The 21,379-nt window shown below is 68.2% G+C and carries 17 protein-coding genes and 1 tRNA gene; 9 read left to right on the top strand and 9 right to left on the bottom strand.

The window, feature by feature from the left end:
* Window positions 1-518: 518 nt before the first annotated feature.
* A complete protein-coding gene (locus ACXAFN_RS11235) occupies window positions 519-1,781 on the bottom strand; it encodes a tyrosine-type recombinase/integrase (protein WP_474988735.1) in 1,263 nt (420 codons plus the stop codon).
* Window positions 1,782-2,128: 347 nt separating this feature from the next.
* Window positions 2,129-2,992: a YicC/YloC family endoribonuclease gene (locus tag ACXAFN_RS11230; RefSeq protein ID WP_474988733.1), complete on the bottom strand. Its 864-nt coding sequence runs from the start codon at window positions 2,990-2,992 to the stop codon at window positions 2,129-2,131.
* Window positions 2,993-3,102: 110 nt separating this feature from the next.
* On the opposite strand from ACXAFN_RS11230, the gene rph reads away from it, so the two are divergent.
* Window positions 3,103-3,840 carry a ribonuclease PH gene (gene rph / locus ACXAFN_RS11225; RefSeq protein WP_474988731.1) on the top strand — a complete coding sequence of 246 codons (738 nt, stop codon included), beginning with the start codon at window positions 3,103-3,105 and terminating at the stop codon, window positions 3,838-3,840.
* Window positions 3,841-4,151: 311 nt separating this feature from the next.
* Here rph and ACXAFN_RS11220 read toward each other — a convergent pair whose 3' ends face one another.
* A complete protein-coding gene (locus ACXAFN_RS11220) occupies window positions 4,152-4,919 on the bottom strand; it encodes an exodeoxyribonuclease III (RefSeq protein ID WP_474988729.1) in 768 nt (255 codons plus the stop codon).
* Window positions 4,920-5,010: 91 nt separating this feature from the next.
* Here ACXAFN_RS11220 and pyrE point away from each other — a divergent pair, with 91 nt between their 5' ends.
* The 3 genes from pyrE to rep all read left to right on the top strand — a co-directional run bounded on the left by pyrE (window position 5,011) and on the right by rep (window position 8,384).
* Window positions 5,011-5,691, top strand: coding sequence for an orotate phosphoribosyltransferase (pyrE, locus tag ACXAFN_RS11215; protein ID WP_474988727.1), 681 nt, complete (start codon window positions 5,011-5,013; stop codon window positions 5,689-5,691).
* 99 nt (window positions 5,692-5,790) lie between these two features.
* Window positions 5,791-6,330 (top strand): tRNA (uridine(34)/cytosine(34)/5-carboxymethylaminomethyluridine(34)-2'-O)-methyltransferase TrmL, encoded by a 540-nt coding sequence (gene trmL / locus ACXAFN_RS11210; protein WP_474988725.1) that lies wholly within the window; start codon window positions 5,791-5,793, stop codon window positions 6,328-6,330.
* On the top strand, window positions 6,327-8,384 hold the full coding sequence (gene rep, locus ACXAFN_RS11205; protein ID WP_474988723.1) for a DNA helicase Rep: 2,058 nt from the start codon (window positions 6,327-6,329) through the stop codon (window positions 8,382-8,384). The genes trmL and rep overlap by 4 nt, the downstream gene beginning before the upstream one ends.
* A gap of 98 nt (window positions 8,385-8,482) precedes the next feature.
* Here rep and ACXAFN_RS11200 read toward each other — a convergent pair whose 3' ends face one another.
* The gene (locus tag ACXAFN_RS11200; RefSeq protein ID WP_474988721.1) at window positions 8,483-9,298 is read right to left on the bottom strand and encodes a c-type cytochrome; all 816 of its coding nucleotides are present in this window, start codon (window positions 9,296-9,298) and stop codon (window positions 8,483-8,485) included.
* 255 nt (window positions 9,299-9,553) lie between these two features.
* Entirely contained in the window at window positions 9,554-10,705 is a 1,152-nt protein-coding gene (locus ACXAFN_RS11195) for a baeRF3 domain-containing protein (RefSeq protein ID WP_474988719.1), read from the bottom strand.
* Between the two features lie 208 nt (window positions 10,706-10,913).
* On the opposite strand from ACXAFN_RS11195, the gene ACXAFN_RS11190 reads away from it, so the two are divergent.
* Window positions 10,914-10,990, top strand: a tRNA-Arg gene (locus tag ACXAFN_RS11190).
* Between the two features lie 252 nt (window positions 10,991-11,242).
* Window positions 11,243-12,835, top strand: coding sequence for a sensor domain-containing diguanylate cyclase (locus ACXAFN_RS11185; RefSeq protein ID WP_474988717.1), 1,593 nt, complete (start codon window positions 11,243-11,245; stop codon window positions 12,833-12,835).
* Between the two features lie 24 nt (window positions 12,836-12,859).
* Here the strand turns inward: ACXAFN_RS11185 and ACXAFN_RS11180 are convergent, their stop codons facing one another.
* The gene (locus tag ACXAFN_RS11180) at window positions 12,860-14,965 is read right to left on the bottom strand and encodes a putative bifunctional diguanylate cyclase/phosphodiesterase (RefSeq protein ID WP_474988715.1); all 2,106 of its coding nucleotides are present in this window, start codon (window positions 14,963-14,965) and stop codon (window positions 12,860-12,862) included.
* Window positions 14,966-15,173: 208 nt separating this feature from the next.
* On the opposite strand from ACXAFN_RS11180, the gene ACXAFN_RS11175 reads away from it, so the two are divergent.
* The 3 genes from ACXAFN_RS11175 to ACXAFN_RS11165 all read left to right on the top strand — a co-directional run bounded on the left by ACXAFN_RS11175 (window position 15,174) and on the right by ACXAFN_RS11165 (window position 19,811).
* Complete coding sequence (locus ACXAFN_RS11175; RefSeq protein WP_474988714.1) at window positions 15,174-15,920, top strand: sulfite exporter TauE/SafE family protein; 747 nt, start codon at window positions 15,174-15,176, stop codon at window positions 15,918-15,920.
* Window positions 15,921-16,111: 191 nt separating this feature from the next.
* Window positions 16,112-17,869: a formate--tetrahydrofolate ligase gene (locus ACXAFN_RS11170; protein ID WP_474988712.1), complete on the top strand. Its 1,758-nt coding sequence runs from the start codon at window positions 16,112-16,114 to the stop codon at window positions 17,867-17,869.
* A gap of 244 nt (window positions 17,870-18,113) precedes the next feature.
* A complete protein-coding gene (locus tag ACXAFN_RS11165; RefSeq protein ID WP_474988710.1) occupies window positions 18,114-19,811 on the top strand; it encodes an EAL domain-containing protein in 1,698 nt (565 codons plus the stop codon).
* A 30-nt stretch (window positions 19,812-19,841) separates the two neighbouring features.
* Here the strand turns inward: ACXAFN_RS11165 and ACXAFN_RS11160 are convergent, their stop codons facing one another.
* The 3 genes from ACXAFN_RS11160 to flgA all read right to left on the bottom strand — a co-directional run bounded on the left by ACXAFN_RS11160 (window position 19,842) and on the right by flgA (window position 21,348).
* Window positions 19,842-20,291 (bottom strand): flagella synthesis protein FlgN, encoded by a 450-nt coding sequence (locus ACXAFN_RS11160; RefSeq protein WP_474988708.1) that lies wholly within the window; start codon window positions 20,289-20,291, stop codon window positions 19,842-19,844.
* Complete coding sequence (gene flgM, locus ACXAFN_RS11155; RefSeq protein WP_474988706.1) at window positions 20,288-20,578, bottom strand: flagellar biosynthesis anti-sigma factor FlgM; 291 nt, start codon at window positions 20,576-20,578, stop codon at window positions 20,288-20,290. Before flgM ends, ACXAFN_RS11160 begins: the two co-directional genes overlap by 4 nt.
* A 74-nt stretch (window positions 20,579-20,652) precedes the next feature.
* Window positions 20,653-21,348, bottom strand: coding sequence for a flagellar basal body P-ring formation chaperone FlgA (gene flgA, locus ACXAFN_RS11150; protein ID WP_474988704.1), 696 nt, complete (start codon window positions 21,346-21,348; stop codon window positions 20,653-20,655).
* Window positions 21,349-21,379: the final 31 nt, after the last annotated feature.

Here is a 21,379-nt window from a genome sequence, read left to right as displayed (position 1 = left end):
CCCATTGGGCGGGGAGTGCAACCACCGACCATGACCGCAAGCTACTGGTCCAGGCAAAATCGCGACCTCCTAGGAAGGACCGGTATCGCTTAGCTTTCCCAAGCCCTTTTAGGACTCTGTTTTCGAATCTGGCATAAATTTATTCAGACCGCTACCAATGATGGCGGTGCTTGAGCCTGGCAACATGCCCAGCAGCTACCCGATTCATGTGTCAGCGCCTTTGGTATATCAGGGGCGAGACGGGCACAAGGAGCCCCGCTCGAGGCGGGGCTGGGTCGGTTGTGAGGTTGTATGGCCGGAGGTCGTGATAGGGCTGGGATAGTGCGGCAGGTGCTACGTCTGGGCTTCCAGCTCTTGTAACCTTTTTCCACGCTGATGCTGCTTTGCAACGCTGGGTGTCTAGCTTTACAACTCAGGGCGGGAAGCAGTTCAAAATCGTCTTGGGCACTCTGAGGCCGGGGTCCGGGAAGCTGCTTCTATAGGATCCGAACTTGCAAACCGCCGCTTAGGAGGTGCTCTTATGCTTTCGCAATCTGTTCATTGTCCTCTAAATGTGCTTGTTGCGCTTCGCTGATGGCTGGTGCAACCAGCTCTGCCACCTTGTTCAGGGCCTCTTTCCGCTCGTCAAAGTAGTCGTGCCGGTCGTAGATACCCTCTACGCCCTTGAGCTTGTGGTTCAGGCAGCGTTCCGCGACATGGCCGGGGATGCCTGCGGCAGCCAGCAGGCTGCGGCAGGTGCGCCGCAGGTCGTGCACGGTGAACTCGGCGATATCGCCCATCCTGTTCTCCGGCTGCGGTTTCTTGCCTGGCTCCTTGCCGAACAGCTTGGCAATGGCTCGATTCAGGGTGTCCTTGCCCATGTGTGGCCGCTTGCTGTTGCGGCGGCTGGGAAAGACGTAAGGTGAGCCGCAGGAGCGGATCTTGAGCTCTTCTAGCCAGCTCACAGCCTGTGGAGGCAGGGGGATTACGATCCCCGCGCCTGTCTTGCTGCGCTCACTGGGCAGGTTCCACCGCTTCCCCTTCAGGTCAAATTCTGACCATTGGGCCTCTGTCAGCTCGGTCTTGCGCACCCCAAGGACGAGCAGCAGTGCACAGGCAAGGTAGTTGTCTCGGGTGAAGCTCTCTCGGTTGTCCCTGAAGATTCGAAAGACCTGGTGAATCTCCTCGACGGTGAGAACGCGGTCACGGCTTTTCTCGATTCCACCGGCGTCATTGACGCTGAAGGCAGCCGCCGGGTTGTAGGTGATCAGTCCTAGCTTGATGGCGTGATTGAACAGTTGCTTCAGGTACATCAGGGTGTCGTTCGCGATGGTCGGTCGGCCGCTGCTAGCGACTTTCCGGATGATGGCACGCACATCCATGGGAGTGGCGTTTTCCAAGGCGAGGTGCCCGATGGAGGGCGCGATCTCCTTTTCGAAGATCCGCTTCGGGATGTTGGGATGCTTCAGGCGCTTATCCAGGTCTTGGTGCCAGTCGCTGAAAAGATCCCTGACGGTGTGGATGGTGACCTGCTCTTCACGCTTGCGCTCTTCGACGGGGTCGATGCCGTTGCGGATGGCCTTCTGAGCTTCTACAGCCCGCTCGCGAGCCTCGGCCAATGAGAGGCCTGTGTACTTGTCCAGCGTCATCTCGCGGCGCTTTCCGGAAAATGTGTACCGATGCATCCAGTAGGGAGCGCCCCTTTTGGGGATCATCAGGTACAGGCCATTGCCGTCACTGTAGCGACCCGGGGTGCCGTCCTTGATCAAGGCCTGGACCTTCTTTGCGGTGAAGCTACCCATCACTCCTCCTGGAGACCACTATCGAAAAATTTGAAACAAATGTTTGGATGCGTGGCTGAAACAAGGTGCATGCCGCGTAAGCCCCTGTTTATGTGGTTTGAGTCGCCAGTATGGCTGAGGGTTTCGTTCGCCGCAGAAGCGTCGATATCGGAAGTGAGCGTTTGAGATGGGGAGTACATGTCGGGAAAAACACGCCTCTTTCTGGGGAGTAAGTCAATATACTCCCCATTGTACTCCCCGAAAAGCGGTGGCTGAAGATAGATCCACGTAGACAACCATAGACAATTTATCTCATATTTTTTCTTAAAAAACAGTAGTATATGGACTAAAGTGGTGTTCTGTGGACTTCACTCGATGTTCTGGATCTGCTCGCGCATCTGCTCGATCAGCACCTTGAGCTCCACGGCACAACGGGTGGTGTCGGCGACCACCGACTTGGATGACAGGGTGTTGGCCTCGCGGTTGAGCTCCTGCATCAGGAAGTCCAGGCGGCGGCCGATCGGCCCCTTCTGCTTGAGCTGGCGCTCGACCTCGCCGACGTGGGTCTCCAGGCGATCGAGCTCCTCGGCCACGTCGGCCTTCTGAGCGAGCAGCACCAGCTCGGCCTCCAGGCGCTGGGGCTCGAGCTCGGTGCGCATCTCGGCCAGTCGCTCGAGCAGTTGAGTGCGCTGGCGCTCGAGGATCTCGGGCAGCAGCCGGCGTACTTCCTTCACCTGGTCGCGGATGCCCGCCAGCCGCTCGCGGATCAGTGCGGCGAGCTGCTCGCCCTCCCGGGCGCGGCCGGCGATCAGGTCGTCGAGGGCGGCATCGAACAGCGCGCGGGCCTCGGCCTTGATGGTCTCCAGGTCCGGCCCCGGGGCCTCGAGCACGCCCGGATGGTCGAGCAGCGCCAGGGCATCCGGCAGCGGCGCCTCGGGGACGGCCTCGCGCACCTCGCCCAGTGCTGCGCCGAGGGCCTCGAGCCGCGCCCGGTTGACGGCCAACTCGGCGCTGCGCTCGGCGGGGTCGAAGCGCAGCGTGCACTCGACCTTGCCGCGGGCCAGGCGCTGTCTCAGGGCGTCGCGGAAGCCGGGCTCCAGGTCGCGCAGGGCCTCGGGCAGGCGGAAGTGGGGGTCGAGATAGCGCTGGTTGACCGAGCGCAGCTCCAGTTGCAGCCGGCCCCAGTCGGCGTCGCGATCCTGCCGGGAGAAGGCGGTCATGCTGTGCACCATGGCGGGGCTCCTTGAGGTCGGTCGAGGGGAGAGCGAGTCAGTGTAACCGATTCGCCGGGCAGTCCGTGTAGAATGGCCGGCCATCCATTCCCGATTGCGAGAGAGGTGCCATGTCTCCGGACTTCCAGCGTCCCAGCGGACGCGCCCCCGACCAGCCCCGCGAGATCCGTCTGACCCGCGACTACACCCGCCATGCCGAGGGGTCGGTGCTGGTGGAGTTCGGCGATACCAGGGTGCTGTGCAACGCCAGCGTCGAGGCCGGCGTGCCGCGCTGGCTGCGCGGCAAGAAGCAGGGCTGGGTGACCGCCGAGTACGGCATGCTGCCGCGGGCGACCCATACCCGGGGCGGTCGCGAGGCGGCTCGCGGCAAGCAGGGCGGCCGCACGCTGGAGATCCAGCGGCTGATCGGTCGTTCGCTGCGCGCAGCGGTGAACCTCAAGAAGCTCGGTGAGTTCACCATCACCGTGGACTGCGACGTCATCCAGGCCGACGGTGGCACCCGCACCGCGGCCATCACCGGCGGCTGCGTGGCGCTGGTCGATGCCCTGCGCTACCTGCAGCGCGAGAAGCTGATCAAGGGCGACCCCTTCCACCAGCTGGTGAGCTCGGTCTCGGTGGGCATCTACAAGGGCGAGCCGGTGGTCGACCTGGACTATCCCGAGGATTCCCGCGCCGGCACCGACATGAACGTGGTGATGGCCGAGGGTGGTGGGCTGATCGAGGTGCAGGGCACCGCCGAGTCCGGCACCTACAGCCGCACCGAGCTCAATGCCATGCTCGATCTGGCCGAGAAGGCCGGGGGCGAGCTGTTCGACCACCAGCGCGAGGCGCTGGGCATCCGCGGCTAAAACAGCCCTTCCCCGGGGGACGCTGATTTACGTTGCGAGCGAAGATAGGCGGGGGCGCCGAGCCTGATTGCCGCCGGAGCAAAGCAACCGGAGTTGACAGTTTGCTCAATGAGGATTGTGCCGGTCCGACGCTTCGGCACCGCCGGCGGTCAGGATGGCTAGGCCCGTTCCCTACGGGCCTTCGCACTTCCCACATCCATGTGGGTCGTCGAGCGCAGCAGTAAATCAGTGTCTCCCTAACGCAGCACGCCGGCGCTAGGCCGGCGTGCTGCGTCATGCCCCGGGGCACGACGGCGACGAAGGGAGACGCGTTACAGCGGCAGGTCGTACTCGACGATCAGCGGCGCGTACTCGGAGAAGGTCGCGTCGTAGTCGATCCAGGCGTCCACCACGTGGCGGCGGAAGTTGGGGCCGACCAGCTGGTAGTCGATCCGCCAGCCTTCCTGGCGCTCGCGGGGCTGGTCCTGGTCCAGCGCCGGCCACCAGGTGTACTCGCCGGCGTCGCGGTTGATCTCGCGGAAGGTGTCGATGAAGCCGATCGGCCCGAATACCTGATCCATCCAGGCGCGCTCCTCCGGCTTGAAGCCGGGGGTGGTCTGGTTGTCGGCCCAGTTCTCGAGGTCGATGGTCTTGTGGGCGATGTGCCAGGTGCCGCAGATGATGTACTCGCGGCGCTTGCGGGCCATCTTGCTCAGGTATTCCTGGTACTGGGCCATGAAGGCCTGCTTGGCGGCCGGGTCGCTGCCGTCGGGCATCAGGAAGCTGGCGATGCTGAAGCGGTCGTAGTCGGCCTGCAGGAAACGTGCCTCGTGATCGCACTCGGGAAAGCCCAGGCCGTACATGATCGCCTTGGGGATCTTGCGGCAGTACAGGCCGACGCCGGAGAACCCGTCCTGCTCGGCATCGAGGAAATAGCCCTCGTAGCCTTCCGGATAGAGGATGCTGTCGTCGAGCTCGAAACTCTTGGCCTTGAGGTTCTGCACGCAGACGACGTCGGCATCCTGATTGGCCAGCCAGTCGAGGAAACCCCGACCCACCGCCTCGCGGATGCCGTTGACATTGATGGTGGCGATTTTCATACATGGTCCCTTTTGCGTCGCGCGTGTATGATACCCGACGTTTCGACGTTTGGGTAAATGGCGTCCGTCAATAAACGTGATAGGAGGCTCCGTGGCCGCATCGACCCTGCAACCCTACCAGCAGGCCTTCATCGAGTTCGCCATCGAGCAGGGCGTGCTGCGCTTCGGCGAGTTCACCCTCAAGTCCGGGCGCGTCAGCCCCTACTTCTTCAACGCCGGCCTGTTCAAGAGTGGCCGCGCCCTGGCCGAGCTGGGTCGCTTCTACGCCCAGGCCATCGCCGACAGCGGCCTCGAGGCCGACGTGCTGTTCGGCCCGGCCTACAAGGGCATTCCCCTGGCCGCCGCCACCGCCGTGGCCCTGGCGGACCATCATGACCGCGATCTGCCCTATGCGTTCAATCGCAAGGAGGCCAAGGCCCACGGCGAGGGCGGTAACATCGTCGGCGCCGCGCTTGCCGGCCGCATCCTGATCATCGACGACGTCATCACCGCCGGCACCGCCATTCGCGAGGTGATGGGGCTGATCGAGGGCGCCGGTGCCGAGGCCGCCGGCGTGGTGGTGGCCCTGGACCGCCAGGAGCGCGGCGGCGACGACGCCGACCCGCGCAGCGCCATCCAGCAGGTCGAGGCGGCCTACGCCATGCCGGTGGTGAGCATCGTCACCCTGGACATGGTGCTGGAGTATCTCGAGGTGCATGCCGGCGACGCGCTGCGCGGCCACGCCGAGGCGATCCGCGCCTATCGCGACCGCTACGGCGTCGCGGCGTCCTGAGCGATGCCGCGTCCGCGGCATGACCCATCGCCGCGCCGGTTTCTCGGGCCCCGTTCGGGGCCCGAGCGCGTTGTCGGCCCAGTCTATCAGGAGTCATCGATGCTCGACGTGGTGCTCTACCAGCCCGAGATCCCGCCCAACACCGGTAACCTGATTCGGCTGTGCGCCAATACCGGCTTCCGGCTGCACCTGATCGAGCCGCTGGGCTTTACCCTCGACGACAAGCGCCTGCGCCGCGCCGGCCTCGACTATCACGAGTGGGCCCGGGTGCGGGTACACGCCGATTGGGCGGCCTTCCTCGCCGCGGTGGCGCCGGCACGGGTGTTCGCGGTCTCGACCCGCGGGCGCACCGGCTACCACGAGCCCGCCTACCGCGAAGGCGACGCCCTGGTGCTGGGCCCCGAGACCCGCGGCCTGCCGCAAGGCATGCTCGATGCCCTGCCCGAGGCGCAGCGCCTGCGCATCCCCATGCGGCCCGAGAGTCGCAGCCTGAACCTGTCCAATGCCGGGGCGGTGCTGGTCTATGAGGCCTGGCGCCAGCTGGGATTTCCGGGGGCCGGCCATCCGGGGGCCGGCCATCCGGGGGCCGGGCTGCCGGGGGCCGGGGAAACCGAGGCCGCGCCGAGGAGTCGCTCATGAGTCAGGGCATCGCCAGTCGTATCGCCAAGCTCAACCCGCGCCAGCAGGAGGCGGTACGCGCCATCGACGGTCCCTGCCTGGTGCTGGCCGGCGCCGGTTCGGGCAAGACCAGCGTGATCACCACCAAGATCGCCTACCTGGTGCAGGAGTGCGGCATGAGCGCCCGGCGCATCGCCGCGGTGACCTTCACCAACAAGGCCGCCCGCGAGATGAAGGAGCGCGTCGGGCAGATGCTGCAGGGGCGCCAGGGCCACGGCCTGACGGTGTCGACCTTCCACACCCTGGGGCTCAACATCATCCGCGGCGAGCTCAAGGCGCTGGGCTACAAGCCGGGCTTCTCGCTGTTCGACCCGGAAGACGCCAAGGCGCTGCTGCGCGACCTGATGAACAAGGACACCCAGGTCGACGCCGAGGCGATCAACCAGGTCCAGGCGACCATCTCCAACTGGAAGAACGACCTGGTGCTGCCCGGCCAGGCGCTGTCTCACGCCAACAGCGAGGACGAGCTGTTCGCCGCCCGGGTCTACGAGGCCTACGGTCGCCACCTCAAGGCCTACAACGCGGTGGACTTCGACGACCTGATCCTGCTGCCGGTGACGCTGCTGCGTGACGACCCCGAGGCCCTCTCTCGGTGGCGCAAACGCATCCACTACATGCTGGTGGACGAGTACCAGGACACCAACGTCAGCCAGTACCAGCTGGTGCAGCTGCTGATGGCCGAGCGCCAGACCTTCACCGTGGTCGGCGACGACGACCAGTCGATCTACGCCTGGCGCGGCGCACGGCCCGAGAACCTGGTGACCCTGGGCGAGGACTTCCCGCGCCTGAACGTGATCAAGCTGGAGCAGAACTATCGCTCCACCGGCACCATCCTGCGCGCGGCGAACACCCTGATCGCCAACAACCCCCACGTCTACGAGAAGACCCTGTGGTCCGATATGGGGCAGGGGGCGGCGATCCGCGTGGTGGTCAACCGCCACGAGGAGGCCGAGGCCGAGCGGGTGGCCAGCGAGATCCTCACCCGGCGCATCAAGGAGCGCGCCGAATGGCGCGACTTCGCGGTGCTCTACCGCGGCAACTTCCAGGCCCGGCTGCTGGAGCTCAAGCTGCAGCACTACCAGATTCCCTACAAGCTCTCCGGCGGCACCTCCTTCTTCTCGCGCAACGAGATCAAGGACGCCATGGCCTACCTGCGGCTGCTGATCAACCCCGCCGACGACAACGCCTTCCTGCGCATCGTCAACGTGCCGCGCCGCGAGATCGGGCCGACCACCCTGGAGAAGCTCGCCAACTATGCCACCGAACGCGGCGGCTCGCTGTTCGCCGCCTGCCAGGAGCTGGGGCTGGCCGAGCAGCTGCCGACCCGTGCGGTGGAGCGCCTGGGCCGCTTCACGCACTTCATCGAGGGGGTGCGCCGGCGCATGGACCAGGGTGACGCCATCGCCGCCATCCGCGAGATGCTGCGCGACATGGACTACGAGGCCTGGCTGTATCAGAACGCCAGCGCGCCGACCATCGCCGAGCGGCGCATGGCCAACGTCTGGACGCTGATCGACCAGCTCGAGAAGTCGATGGATCGCGACCCCGACGAGGACACCGCCAGCACGGCCACCGAGACCGACGGCGTGGAGGCGGCGATCTCGCGGCTGGTGCTGCGCGACATCCTCGAGCAGCAGGCCGAGGAGGACGACTCCGACCGCGTGCAGCTACTGACCATGCACGCCTCCAAGGGCCTCGAGTTCCCCCACGTCTACCTGATGGGCCTGGAGGAGGAGCTGCTGCCGCACCGCAATGCCATCGAGGTCGGCACGGTCGAGGAGGAGCGGCGCCTGGCCTATGTGGGCATCACCCGGGCGCGGCGCACCCTGACCCTGACGCTCGCCCGCCAGCGCAAGGCCTATGGCGAGCTGATGGACTGCACGCCGAGCCGTTTCCTCGACGAGCTGCCGGAAGATGCCCTGGAGTGGGAGGGGCGGGCCGACCGCGAGGACCCGGAGAAGAAGCAGGCCCGCGGCAAGGATGCCATCGCCGGGCTGCGCTCGCTGCTCAACTGACGTCGTTCGAGACCATGGCAACGAAGAGCGGGGCGCCACTGGGCGCCCCGCTCATATCTCCTGCCACCGTTTCCGTCATCGCCGGACTGGCGAGCGGCTCACTGTGCCTCGCCGACCATATAGTCGACGATCGCCTTGATCTCCTCGTCGGGCAGGCCGGCGCCGCCCTTGGGCGGCATGGTGCCGATGCCGTTGATGGCGTTGGCGTAGAGGGTCTCGATGCCCTTGTCGAGGCGCGATGCCCAGGCCTCGGTATCGCCGAGCTTGGGCGCCCCGGCGATGCCGGCGGCATGGCAGGCGGCGCAGGGGGCGCTGGCGTAGAGCGCCTCGCCATCGAGGCCGCCGTCGGCCGGGGCCGCCGTGTCTCCGGCCGCCTCGCCGGCGTCGGAAGCGTTGGTGTCCGAGGCCGGGGTGGCTTCGCCCTCGGCGGAGGCGGTGGTGTCCGCGTCCGCGGGCGGCTCGCTCTCGGCGGCGGGCGGCACGTCCATCACCGGCTCGACCAGATAGGCGACCGCCGCGCGGACCTCAGCATCGGAGAGATTGGGGTTGCCGCCGCGGGCCGGCATGGCGTTGAGGCCGTTGATGGCATGATCCAGCAGGGTCGCGAAGCCCTGGCCGGTGCGCTCCGTCCAGGCCGCCTCGTCGCCGCGCACCGGGGAGCCCGCGGCGCCGGTCTCGTGGCAGGCCATGCAGACGCTGTTGTAGATGGCCTCGCCGTCGACGGCATCGCTGCCGCTCTCCGCGTCGCCGCCGGCCGAAGCCGTGGCGGTGCCGCAGTCCTCGCCCTGGATGCACAGCTCGCCCACCGGCGCCAGGCGCTCGGCGATGGCTGCGCGATCCACCTCCTGCTGGGCGTGCGCCGTGGCCAGGCCGAGGAGGGCCAGGCACCCCAGGATCCATTTGCTGGGTTTCACTCTCACCACCTCATTTGTGTTCTTGTCATCGAGTCACGGTCGGCGCCACGACGGCCGGGAGGCGCTTTGAGGCGCGATGCGCGCCAGTATAGCGGCAACCCCGAGACCGGGAAAATGTCGCCGGTCAACTGCGCGGTGAACGATACCCATGGCACGGGGCCGCGGGGGAACATGCAAAGGCGGCGGCCGTATTGGCCGCCGCCTTGCGGGTGGCTACGGGGTATCCGGGGGAATACCCCGATGCGTCGCCGTGCCTCACGCCGGTTCCATGGCATAGCGCAGGATGGCCGCGACCCCGCTATCGACGGGCATTCGCTCGCTGGGCACGAAGATGACGTCACCATCGGCGCCGATGACGTGCTTGGCGACCGAGTCGAGCACATCCTCGGTGCCGGCGCGCTCATAATCGACCTTGCCGTCATCGGCGTTGACGGCGCCTTCGATGCGCACATTCTCGTCGATCAGCAAGGTTTCCACCTGGCCGATGGTGGCCGAGTAGGCCACTTGCTCGAGGTCGCTCTCGCCTTCGCCCCGTGACGCCTTCTGCCGATACTGTTCGACCAGTTGATCGAGATCGGTGCGAGTGGCCTGGTGGGCCACGTCCCAGGCGAGCTCGCCGAGCTTGTGCTGGCGGATCGCCTCGAAGGGCTCCTGGTCCACCCCATGATCGAGCAACTGGGGATGTTCGCTGACCTCACGGAACAGGCCCTGATGCTCGGCGACCATGGCCAACACCAGCGGGCGCTGCTGGCGGGTGGCGTGATGAGCGCGGATGGCCTTGTCGATGGCCCGGAAATATTGCTTGAGGTCGGTGCTGTCGTCACCGCTACGCTCGCCATCCTTGCGGTTGGCCGACGTCTCGGTCTTGCCGAGCGCCTCGCCCATGCCCCGGGGCACATCGCTGTGCAGCTTGAGCTCGGTCAGCCGCTCCTGGTGGCCGTTGTACAGCGCCACGTCATGCAGGCTGACGCACAGTACCTGGTATTGCTCCCAGTGGGAGGCATCACGCAGGGCCGGGCGCAGATGGAAGGCGTCGCCGACGACGGCCTGGGCGCTTTCGGGGCTGGTCATCATCTTTCTGACCAGGATGCGCCGCGGCGAGACGAAGACCGCCAGGCCATGCTGCTGGAGCGTCCAGAACTCATCGGTGATGCCGATGGATTCCAGCCGCTCGATCAGCTCTGCCCGCAGCGACTTGTCGATATCCCGCTGCTCGAGCGCTGCCGAGGCCTCCTTGACCTGATCCTTGTAGAGGATGCGATTCTCTTCGCGATAGTTCGACACCGGGGTCGTAGGGACATAGATGCTGATGCAAGGCGATTCGTCTGCTTCCAGCAGGGTGCCGATATCGCTCCATTGAAGAAGGCTTGCCCGAGTCTCGTTCGCGGTCGCGGATGCGTTGGCCATGGAACACTCCTGGTATCTTCGGTTGAGATTTCCTTCTGTCCCTTCACACCTGCCGATGCCCTCCGCGGATTTCAAGGCGCCGAGGGCGTCTGCACATTTCGCGCGTGAGACGGCCGACTTGCCCGGCACGAGGCCATGCTGGCTGGACACCCGCCAGCCGGCCAGGTAGGATGTGACGCGCCCGATGGCGATAGCCACCGGGCACCGCGCGCCCTTAGCTCAGCTGGATAGAGCGTCGCCCTCCGGAGGCGAAGGTCAAAGGTTCGAATCCTTTAGGGCGCGCCAAGGAATTCAAGGGCCTGCGGTTATCCGCAGGCCCTTTTCTTTTGCCTGCCATCCGCTTGGCGACCTTCTCCCCTGCCAACCGTCTCGCCACGGGCCCCATGTCACGGTACGCTCGACGCTGCACCTGCCGACCGACAGGCACCGACAAGGAGAAGTGGCGTCGTGACACAACCAGCCTGGTGGGACGAAGTCCTGACCCTCTCGCATTGCGCTTACCTGCACTTTTCGCGGAGTCAGCGGATCATCGATGTCATGGGGGACACGCGAACGCTGGTCGGTCGTGCGCCGGAGGCGCTGATCGGCCTGGCGCTGGCCGAGCTGAAGGACGTCCGCACCCAGCTGGGCGGCGCCGTCGCGGAGTGCCTGAATCGGCGAGAAATACGCCCGGGCGACACCTGGGCCTTCGAGGATGGGGCCGTCTGCTACTACGGCCTTGCCGATGGCAGTTTCGTCGTCAAGCTGATGTCGGCCGAGCCCGTCGACCAGCGGATCGTGGGGCGGCTCGCCGACCAGCTGCCGGTCATGGTGGCGTATGTCGACCGGGAGGAACGCTTTCGCCTCAACAACCAGGCCTACGTGGATTTCGTCGGCATCGAGCGCGAGGCGCTTTACGGCCGGCCGGTGTCCACGGTGCTCGATGCGGCCTCCTTCGACAAGGTGCGGCCACGCTTCCAGAAGGCGCTGGAGGGAGAAGAAGTCAGCTACGAGGACCGGCTGGCGCTGGCGGATGGCCGCACCTTCTACTTCAAGGTGGATTACATCCCCGACTTCCTGGCGGGCGAGGTGATGGGGTTCTACGCCATCATTCAGGATGTGTCCGAATACCGGGCCATGATCCAGCTGTTGCGCGATGTCCACAGCGGCGTGAACCGCACGGACATCGGCGCGAGCGAGATCATCGCCACCCTGCTGCGCGATGCCCTGGCCTATCTCTCCCTGGATATCGGCCTCGTCAGCCGCATCATCGGCGACCAGTACATCGTCAAGTGGGCCGCCTCCGAGGTCGCGGATATCTCGCCGGACGATCGCTTCGTCCTGGGCGATACCTATTGCCGCCTGATGCTCGATGCCGAGGACGTCTTCTGGACCGTCGAGGCGGGCCAGGACGATCGCATCAAGGGTCATCCCTGCTACCAGCAATTCGGCCTGGAGAGCTATATCGGTACCTCGCTCAGCCTCAACGGCGAGGTCTGGGGCACCCTCAACTTCTCCAGTCCCGAACCCCGCCGGCAGCCGTTCACGCGGGTGGAGGTCGAGCTGGTGCGGCTGATCGCCGATGCGGTGGAACGCGTGATCACCGATGAAGCCGAGATCGAGCAGGTGCGCCAGGAGCTCGACCTCATGGCGGACAAGGCCTCCCGGGACTACCTGACCCGGCTGCCGAACCGGGCCTACCTGGACCAGCACGTAGAGGCGCTGATCCGCGACCATGACGCGCGGGGCACGACGTTCTCGATTGCCGTGGTCGACATCGATCACTTCAAGCGGGTCAACGACACCCATGGCCACGATGCCGGGGATGCCGTGCTCCAGTGGTTGGGCGCGCGGATTTCCGAGCGCCTGCGCGATGGCGATGTGGTGGCGCGCACCGGCGGCGAGGAGTTCGTGGTGGTGATGAAGGGCGCGCGGGCGGCGGAGGCCGCAAGGGCCATGGAGCGGGTGCTCGAGCATATCCGATCCGGCACGATCACGCTCCAGGACGGCCATGAGCTTGGCATCACCGCCAGCGGCGGCCTCGGTGAACACCGCCAGGGGGAATCCTTCGCGCGCCTGTTCAAGCGCGCCGACAAGGCCCTGTACGCGGCCAAGCGGGACGGACGGGACCGGCTGCAGATCGCGGGCTGACGCCGTGGCTCGTCGGCGGACGTGTCAGCCGTCCTGGGGCTGGGCGAGAGCGCCGATGGCTGCCTGCCGGTCCGCCAGCAGTCGCCTCAGCTCGTCGCCGGGGAGCGCCCGGCTGTACAGGTAGCCCTGGTATTCGTGGCTCTGCAGCCGGCGGATCAACTGCAGCTGATCCTCATGCTCGATGCCCTCGGCGACCACCTGCAGCCCGAGGCTCCTGGCCAGGGCCACCACGGCCTGCACGATCGCCGCATCCTGCAGGTTGGAGACCGCGCCGGACATGAAGGTGCGGTCGATCTTCAAACGATCGATGGGGAAGCGCCGCAGCTGCGCCAGATTCGAATAGCCGGTGCCGAAGTCGTCGATGGAGAGCACGACGCCGAGGGCGCGCAGCTCGGTGAGGGTCTCCAGGGCATGGTCCGGGTTCTGGATCAGGGCGCTCTCGGTCAGCTCGAGCTCGAGGCAGTGCGCCGGCAGGCCCGTGTCGTCCAGCGCTCGGCGGACCAGGGCGACGAAATGGCGGCTGTTCAGCTGCACGGCCGAGATATTGACCGCCACCGGCATCGGCCGGTCGTCCTCGTCCCGCCACGCCGCGGCGTACCGGCAGGCGGTGCGCAGCACCCACTCGCCGATCGGCAGGATCAGGCCGGAATCCTCGGCGAGCGGGATGATCTCGTCCGGCGCCACCGTGCCGAGTTCCTCGTCGTCCCAGCGCAGCAGGGCCTCCACGCCGGTGATGCGGCCCGTCTCGACATGGACCTTGGGCTGGTACGCCAGGCTCAGGGTCTCGTTGTCGATCGCCAGTCGCAGGCGCCGCTCCAGCTGGGCGCGCCGCTCGGCGTGGGACGACATGTCCGGCTCGAAGTACTGGAAGTTGTTCCTGCCCATCTGCTTGGCGCAGTACATGGCGGCGTCGGCGTGCACCATCAGCTCGTGCTTGTCCCGGCCATGGTCGGGATAGAGGCTGATGCCGACGCTGGACGAGATGCTCACCACGCTGTTGCCGACCTGGAACGGCTTGTCCAGGGTGCTGACGATGCGCTTGGCCAGGCCGGTCACGATATCCGGCGCCGCGCCGCTCTCCACCACCACCATGAACTCGTCGCCGCCGACCCGGGCGACGGTATCGGAGTCGCGAACGGCGGCCTGTAGCCGCGCGGCCGCCTGCTGGATCAGCTCGTCGCCCACGTGGTGACCCAGCGAGTCGTTGACGTTCTTGAAGCGGTCCAGGTCGACGAAGAACACCGCGAAGGCCTGGCGGTGGGCGTCGAGCAGGGCATCCAGGCGTTCCTCCAGCAGCAGTCGGTTGGGCAGCTGGGTCAGGGCGTCCCGGTAGACCATGCTCTTGAGTTCGTGGTTGGCCTCGCGCAGCGAGTCGGCGAGCCGGGCGTTGCGCGATGACATATGGGCATCGAAGAGCGAGATCAGCATGGCGGCGAGCATGATGCAGGTCGAGACCAGCGCCACCGTGATGGCCAATGGGTAGGTCGAGAGGCCGCCGGTGGCCGCTTGCATGCCGCCTTCGGGGTAGATGGCGGCCGCCATGCCGGTGTAGTGCATGCCCGAGATGCCGACCGCCATGGTCAGCGCGGCCAGCCCGCGCTGCCACAGCGGTGAGCGGGCCCGCGCATGCGTCGGGTTCAGGTGAAAGGCCAGCCATAGCGCGGCGGCCGATGCCGAGACGGCAATGCCCACCGAGACCAGGAACGGGGCCCATCGATAGCCCAGGGCGCCCTCGATCTGCATCGCCTCCATGCCCACGTAGTGCATCAGGCAGACACCGCTCCCCATGACCAGGGCGCCGACGCCCAGGCGGACGCGGCTCAGCCGTCCCGTCTGGACGATGGCCAGCGCCAAGGCCGAGGAAAGAATCGCGGCCAGCAGCGAGACGACGGTCAGGGGCACCCCGTAGGCGACGCTCGACGCCATCTCCATGGCCAGCATGCCGATGAAGTGCATCGACCAGATGCCGGTGCCCATGGCGAAGGCGCCCCCGGCCAGCCAGGCGTGGCCGGCCAGGCCCGTGCTGGCGCGCACCCGGCCGGCGAGGTCCAGGGCGGTGAGGGACGCGATGGCGGCGACGCCGAACGACAGGGCGACCAGTGCCAGGTTGTAGGAAGCCTCGTGCTCCATGGCGTGCGGTTCTATGGTGGCGGCGAAGTCAAGCAGTCTGGTGAAGCGCTACGTGGAAGGCAAGCGTGGCGGACTGCCGGAAGCCTTGAGCTCGCGTCATGTGCGCGCAAGAGCCGAGGTGAGGGGGGAGGCGCCGAGCCGGTATAATCGTATCTTTACTCCGGGAAGGCGTCGTCGGCCGGGCCGGCGACGCGACAAGGATGCCGACATGACCCTGCCCGACTACTCTTGGCTCGCCTGGACGCTGATCGTCCTCTCCACCTACCTCACCGGGGTCTCCAAGGGCGGCTTCGCCGGCGGTTTCGGCACCCTGTCGGTGCCGCTGATGGCACTGGCGATCGGCCCCATCGAGGCCGCGGGGCTGCTGCTGCCGTTGCTGCTGGTGATGGACGCGCTGGCGGTCAAGGCCTGGTGGGGGCACCAGGACATGGCCGAGGTGAAGCGTGTGATTCCCGGCCTGGCCATCGGCGTGGTGGCGGCGACGCTGGTGGCGGGCAGCCTGGACGAGGATCACATCCGCGTGTTCCTCGGCGTGATCTCGCTGCTGTTCGTCGCCTACATGATCGCCAAGCCCGCCGCGTCACGGCCGATCCGCGCCTTCTGGGCCTGGCCGGCGGGGATCGCCACCGGCATCACCAGCTTCATCGCCCACGCCGGGGCACCGCCGATGAACCTCTACCTGGTGCCCCGGCGCCTGCCCAAGAGGACCTTCATCGCCACCACCACCCTGGTGTTCGCCGCCGTCAACCTGATGAAGCTGCCGCCCTATCTGTGGCTTGGCGAGATCAACCTGACCAGCGCCTGGGCCTCGGCGGCGCTGGTGCCGGTGGCCTGGGCCGGGGTGCGCAGCGGGCTGTGGCTGCAGCACCGGGTCAACGAGCGGCTGTTCTATCGGCTGGTGATACTGGCCATGGCGATCGTCGGCGTACAGTTGATCGTCAAGGCGCTGGGCTAGCCGCCAAGGCCGCGTGATCGCCTACTCCACCATGCGGTCGTTATCCAGGCCCTGGCCTCACCGCATGTCCGTTTCGACTATGCCGGCGTCGTAACCGGAATGCCGCGCTCGCGAGAGGCGTTCCACGCTTTCCGGGAAGGCGTGGACTCAGGACGACGGTGCCGCCGGGCGGCACCGCGCGGGAGGGCGAGATGACCGATTACATGCCGTGGCGCGACGACGACCCCCTGGCGCGGGAGCCAGTGTCGCTGGAGGCGACGCCCGCGCCCGACTGGCCGCCTCCCGGTTCGCCGGACAGCGTCATCGCCCGGGCGGTGACGCCGCGCCCCATCGACGAGGTGGCGGCCCGGCTCGGCCTCGACGCCTCGCAGCTGCTGCCCTTCGGTCGCGACAAGGCCAAGCTGCCCCACGCCCTCACCGAAGCCCTGGCCGATCGTCCCCGGGGCAAGCTGGTGCTGGTCACCGCCATCACGCCGACGCCCGCCGGGGAGGGCAAGACCACCACCACCGTGGGGCTGGGCGACGGCCTGAACCGGCTCGGCCATCGCGCCGCCATCTGCCTGCGCGAGCCTTCTCTTGGCCCCTGCTTCGGCATGAAGGGCGGCGCCGCCGGCGGCGGACGCTCGCAGGTGATCCCCATGGAGGACATCAACCTGCACTTCACCGGCGACTTCCACGCCATCACCAGCGCCCACAACCTGCTGGCCGCGCTGATCGACAACCACCTCCACTGGGGCAACGAGCTGAACCTCGACCCCGAGCGCATCACCTGGAAGCGGGCGATGGACATCAACGACCGGGCGCTGCGCCACCTGACCGTCGGGCTCGGCGGTCAGGGGGTACCCCGCCAGGACGGCTTCGACATCACCGCGGCCTCCGAGATCATGGCCATTCTGTGCCTGGCCCGGGACCTCGCCGACCTGCAACGGCGCCTCGGCGAGATCGTGGTGGCGCGGACCCGCGACGGGGCGCCGGTGCTGGCCCGGGACCTCAAGGCCGACGGCGCCATGGCGGCGCTGCTCAAGCAGGCCCTGGCGCCCAACCTGGTACAGACCCTCGAGCACAATCCGGCCTTCGTTCACGGCGGGCCCTTCGCCAACATCGCCCACGGTTGCAACTCGGTGATGGCGACCCGCTCGGCGCTGGCGCTGGCCGACGTGGTGGTCACCGAGGCCGGCTTCGGCGCCGACCTGGGCGCCGAGAAGTTCTTCAACATCAAGTGCCGCCAGGCCGGCCTGACCCCCAGTGCCGTGGTGGTGGTGGCCACCCTGCGGGCCCTCAAGATGCACGGCGGCGTCGATCGGGAGGCGCTGGGCGTGCCGGATCCCGAGGCGGTTCGTCGCGGTGCCGCCAATCTCGCTCGCCACGTCGAGAACCTGCGCGGCTTCGGCGTACCGCTGATGGTGGCGGTCAATCAGTTCGACCAGGACTCCGCCGAGGAGCACGCCGTGCTGCGCGAGGCCTGCGACGCCCTGGGCGTGGAGATGGCGGTGAGCAGCCACTGGCGGGACGGCTCGGCCGGCAGCGCGGCGCTGGCCGAGCGGGTGGCGGCCCTGCTCGAGGCGCCGGCCCCCGAGCCGACGCTGACCTATGCCGACGAGGCCAGCCTGGAGGACAAGGTGCGGGCCATCGCCACTCGGCTCTACGGCGCCGCGGACATCCAGCTGGAGGAGCGTGCCCAGCGCCAGCTCGCGGAATACGAGGCGCTGGGCTACGGCCACCTGCCGGTGTGCATCGCCAAGACCCAGTACAGCTTCGCCGCCGACCCCGAGATGCGCGGCCTGGCCGCCGGGCACGTGTTGCCGGTCCGCGAGGTCGAGCTGGCCGCGGGGGCCGGCTTCGTGGTGGTGCTGTGCGGGGCCATCATGCGCATGCCGGGCATGCCGCGCCGCCCGGCCAGCATCGGCATGCGGCTCGACGACAACGGCGAGATCGAGGGGCTGTCCTGACGCCGCCTATCCCTCAATCCAGTTAGGCCGCCTGATATACTGTGCCCAAGGCCTTTCCGGGCCTCGAGCGAGCGCCTCGCCATGGCCGCTCGGCCCCCGCGGGGCCCGGAGAACCGAGCGCACGCGCCATCGTGTCGAGCGATGCCCGGGCCGGCGGGATCGACCCGATGCGCGATTGTGCTCAAGAATGCTTCGGTTCGGCCGACATCCGGAGTTCAGGCACAGACGCTGCGAGGCGGCAACGATGACGGGCAACGGCGCGGAACCACCAGGCAACCAGGGCGAACGGCCGCCGGAGGCGGCGGTGCGCTACCTGCCGGCGGTGCTGTCGCGGCTCGCCGTCGAGCATGCGCCCGTGGGGCTGGTGCTGGTGGATGGCGAGGGCCGGATCCGCTGGGCCAGCAAGGGCTTTCGGCGCCTGCTCGGCGTGGACGACGAGGCGCTGGCCGGTCGGCCGATCGGCGAGTGGATCGAACGGCCGGGCCTGCTGGCCCCGCCCCGCGAGGTCCTGGCATCCCTCGAGGGTGGCTGGCAGCAGGTGCGCCTGGTGAGCCGAGACCGGGACGAGGGCCAGGTGGTGCTGGTCTCGGTGTCGCCGGTCGAGTCCGGCGCGGGCGATGCGCTGCGCCTGCTGAGCCTCATTGACCCTTGGGAGGTCACCGGCGTCGCGACGCCTCCCCGCCTGGCCAGCGTCTGGCGGTTCGAGGACCGCCTGCGCCATGCCCTGGAGCGAGCCGATCGGTTGCAGGGCCAGGTCGGCCTGCTGATGCTGCGGCTGGAACCGCCTGCCGGGCCGGCGGCGGACGATCGCGACGAACTGATCGAGCGCGTCGGGCGTCGCCTATCCCGCACCCTGCGCCGCGAGGACAGCCTCGCCCAGCTGGCGCCCGGCTGCTGGGGGGTGCTGATCGAGCCGCCGCTCTCGCCCGAGGCGCTGCAGACCACGGCGCTGCGCTGTCTCGAGGCGATGGAGGCCCCGCTGCTGATCGGCGAACGCACCCGGTTGCCGATCCTGTCGATCGGCATCGCCATCCACCCCGAGGACGGCGAGACGCCGGAGCGTCTGTTGGCCGGCGCCGAGTCGGCCATGATGCGGGCCGGCCCGTCGCGGCACGCCTTCTTCGACGACGCCCTGCGCCGTCGGCTCGCCGCCTCGCTGACGTTCCGCCAGCAGCTTCAGGAAGCGCTGCTGGCGCCCGAGGCGCATTTCCAGCTGCTGTTCCAGCCCCAGCTCGAACTGCGCAGCGGTCGCTGCGTGGGCCTGGAGGCCCTGGTGCGCTGGCGCCATCCCCGCGACGGCCTGCTCGACCCCGATGACTTCCTGCCGACGGTGGCCGAACTCGGCCAGCAGGTGCGCCTGGACCGCTGGGTGATCGCCGCGACGATCGCCCAGCGGGCCGCCTGGCGGGCCGCCGGCTCGCGGCTGGGCGATCTCGGGGTCGCGGTCAACGCCCACGTCGACCTGCTCGATCAGGCGGTGTTCGACCGTCGTCCGCTGGATGTCTTCCTGAGGCAGCAGGGGCTCGAGCCGGGCTGGCTGTGCCTCGAGCTGGCCCAGCGGGAGCTGATCGATCGGGCGCGCCCCCAGGCGCACCTGCTGCGCCGGCTGCAGCGGCTGGGCGTCGGCCTCGCCGTCAACGACATCGGCACTGGGCCGCTGGACCTGCTCAACCTGGCGAGCCTGCCGGTGTCCCGGGTCAAGCTGAGCCCGGTGCTGATCGCATCGCTGGAATCCCTCGAGGCCGGTGAGGCCCTCGAGGCGCTGCTGCGCTGCCTCGGCGTGCTGCGCCTGGAGAGCGTGCTGGTCGGGGTCGAGACGGCGGCTCAGCTCGAGGCGGCGCGACGGCTGGGCGTGACCCTGGTGCAGGGTCGGCTGCTGGGGGCGCCGCAGTCGGCGGCGGCGCTGGAGGACTGGTGGGCGGCGCGCGCCGTGTCCGGTTGAACACGGGCGCCGGGCCGGAGGAGGCCGGGCTCAGGCGCGGGCGTCGAGGCGTCGCGGCTGGAGGCCGGTACGGCCGTCGGCGGCGTAGACGTCGGGGTCGGCGAGGCGATGGATGAAGTCGAGCATCTGCTGGTTGTGGCGCATGCGCAGCTCCAGCAGCCGCCCGTTGCGCTCGTTGAGCCGGGCGATGAGTCGGGCCTTGTCCAGCACCCGGCCCCAGCCTTCCCGGCAGCCGGCATCCTCGGCCGCCCGGCGGGCGCCCTCGATGCCGGCGGGATAGCCCAGCTGGCCCTGGACCCGGGCACGCAGCGTCTCGGTGTCCTCCAGCGCCCGCAGGAGGCCGGCCTTGTCGGCGGCCAGCTCGTTGAGCCGCCGGCCGTCGATGTCGCCGGCCATCAGCAGCGCCTGCTCGTCCTCGAGCAGGCGGCTCAGGTCGTCCAGGCGGTCGGCCTGGTCATCGAGCAGGCGTTGCAGGCTCACTCGCTGTCGCCTCCCTCGGCGAGCAGGTCCTGAACGCTGGCGATCAGGCCGTCGGCGATGCGTTCCGGCTTGATCTCCAGGCGCCCCTCGCGAATGGCCTCGCGCAGTTCGTCGACCCGAGCGGTGTCGATGTCATGACTGGCGTCGGTGCCGGCCTGGCGCAGGTGCGTGGTGGTCGCCGACTCCGGCGCGTCCTGGTTCGTCGAGGGCGTTTCCCGGGTCTGGCGGGTCGGGTCGCGTGGCTCGACCTGTCCGGGACGCAGGGGATGATGATTGTCGACTTTCACGGTGAAGAGCCTCGTGAGCGGTGCGTTACCCGAGCTATCGGCGCCCGAAGGCATAACTTTAATGCCCGGATGCCTCAGCCGTCCACGGCCAGGCGCCGGGGGCCGATGATCCGGGCCTCGAGGATGCGGCGGTCGTCCAGGCGTACCCGGATCCGTTCGCCGCGCCCGCCCGGCGCCAGGGCCTCGGCCTGGCGGGTGACGCGAAATCCCTGCCCGCCGGCCACCAGGGTCACCCGGTCGCCGCGGCGTACCAGCCGTGGGGCCTGGAGCTGGTAGGCCTGGATCACCCGCCCCGCGGCCAGCGGCCGCCGCGCCACCTGGCCGACGATGCGACTCGGGTCGCGCAGCGACTGGCGGGGCAGGCGGTTGAGCTCGCCGTGTCGTTCCACCAGGTCGGCGCGGGTGAGCCGCTCGCCGGCGGCGATCGCCCGGGTCGTTTCCAGGTAGCGGCCGAGCACCGCCACCTCGGCCTGCAGGTAGCGGGTCCGACGGCCTTCCTCCCCGCAGTGCACTCCCACCGAGAGGCGGCCCAGCGGTGGCCGCGAGGCGTCCGGCAGGAAGGGTGCCGGCTGGCGGCAGACCGGGAAATGGGCGGCGGGCGGATAGAGGGTGACCCGGACCTCTTCGCCCTGCGAGGCGGCCTCGGCCGCCAGGAAGGCGCGCACGCGCTCGAGCATGGCCGTATCGTCGGCCTGGCTCAGGGGCACGACCGCCAGCAGCAGCAACAAGGCCGCCAGGCAGCGCGGCGGCGCGAACAACGATCGCAACATGGGCTCGCTCGGTGTGTATTCCTCGCTGCAG

This window comes from Halomonas sp. ABH4_019, from assembly GCF_056159885.1.
Note: the sequence above shows the minus strand (reverse complement) of the source record. Positions and strands in the feature narration are given on the sequence as shown.

Bases quoted from the DNA above. Each gene is read 5' to 3' on its own strand.
- ACXAFN_RS11180 (WP_474988715.1), bottom strand. From the start codon at position 14,965: ATGGAGCACGAGGCTTCCTACAACCTGGCACTGGTCGCCCTGTCGTTC.
- ACXAFN_RS11165 (WP_474988710.1), top strand. From the start codon at position 18,114: ATGACGGGCAACGGCGCGGAACCACCAGGCAACCAGGGCGAACGGCCG.
- ACXAFN_RS11235 (WP_474988735.1), bottom strand. From the start codon at position 1,781: ATGGGTAGCTTCACCGCAAAGAAGGTCCAGGCCTTGATCAAGGACGGC.
- trmL (WP_474988725.1), top strand. From the start codon at position 5,791: ATGCTCGACGTGGTGCTCTACCAGCCCGAGATCCCGCCCAACACCGGT.
- ACXAFN_RS11230 (WP_474988733.1), bottom strand. From the start codon at position 2,992: ATGGTGCACAGCATGACCGCCTTCTCCCGGCAGGATCGCGACGCCGAC.
- ACXAFN_RS11195 (WP_474988719.1), bottom strand. From the start codon at position 10,705: ATGGCCAACGCATCCGCGACCGCGAACGAGACTCGGGCAAGCCTTCTT.
- rep (WP_474988723.1), top strand. From the start codon at position 6,327: ATGAGTCAGGGCATCGCCAGTCGTATCGCCAAGCTCAACCCGCGCCAG.
- flgA (WP_474988704.1), bottom strand. From the start codon at position 21,348: ATGTTGCGATCGTTGTTCGCGCCGCCGCGCTGCCTGGCGGCCTTGTTG.
- ACXAFN_RS11220 (WP_474988729.1), bottom strand. From the start codon at position 4,919: ATGAAAATCGCCACCATCAATGTCAACGGCATCCGCGAGGCGGTGGGT.
- rph (WP_474988731.1), top strand. From the start codon at position 3,103: ATGTCTCCGGACTTCCAGCGTCCCAGCGGACGCGCCCCCGACCAGCCC.
- ACXAFN_RS11185 (WP_474988717.1), top strand. From the start codon at position 11,243: ATGGGGGACACGCGAACGCTGGTCGGTCGTGCGCCGGAGGCGCTGATC.
- ACXAFN_RS11170 (WP_474988712.1), top strand. From the start codon at position 16,112: ATGACCGATTACATGCCGTGGCGCGACGACGACCCCCTGGCGCGGGAG.
- ACXAFN_RS11175 (WP_474988714.1), top strand. From the start codon at position 15,174: ATGACCCTGCCCGACTACTCTTGGCTCGCCTGGACGCTGATCGTCCTC.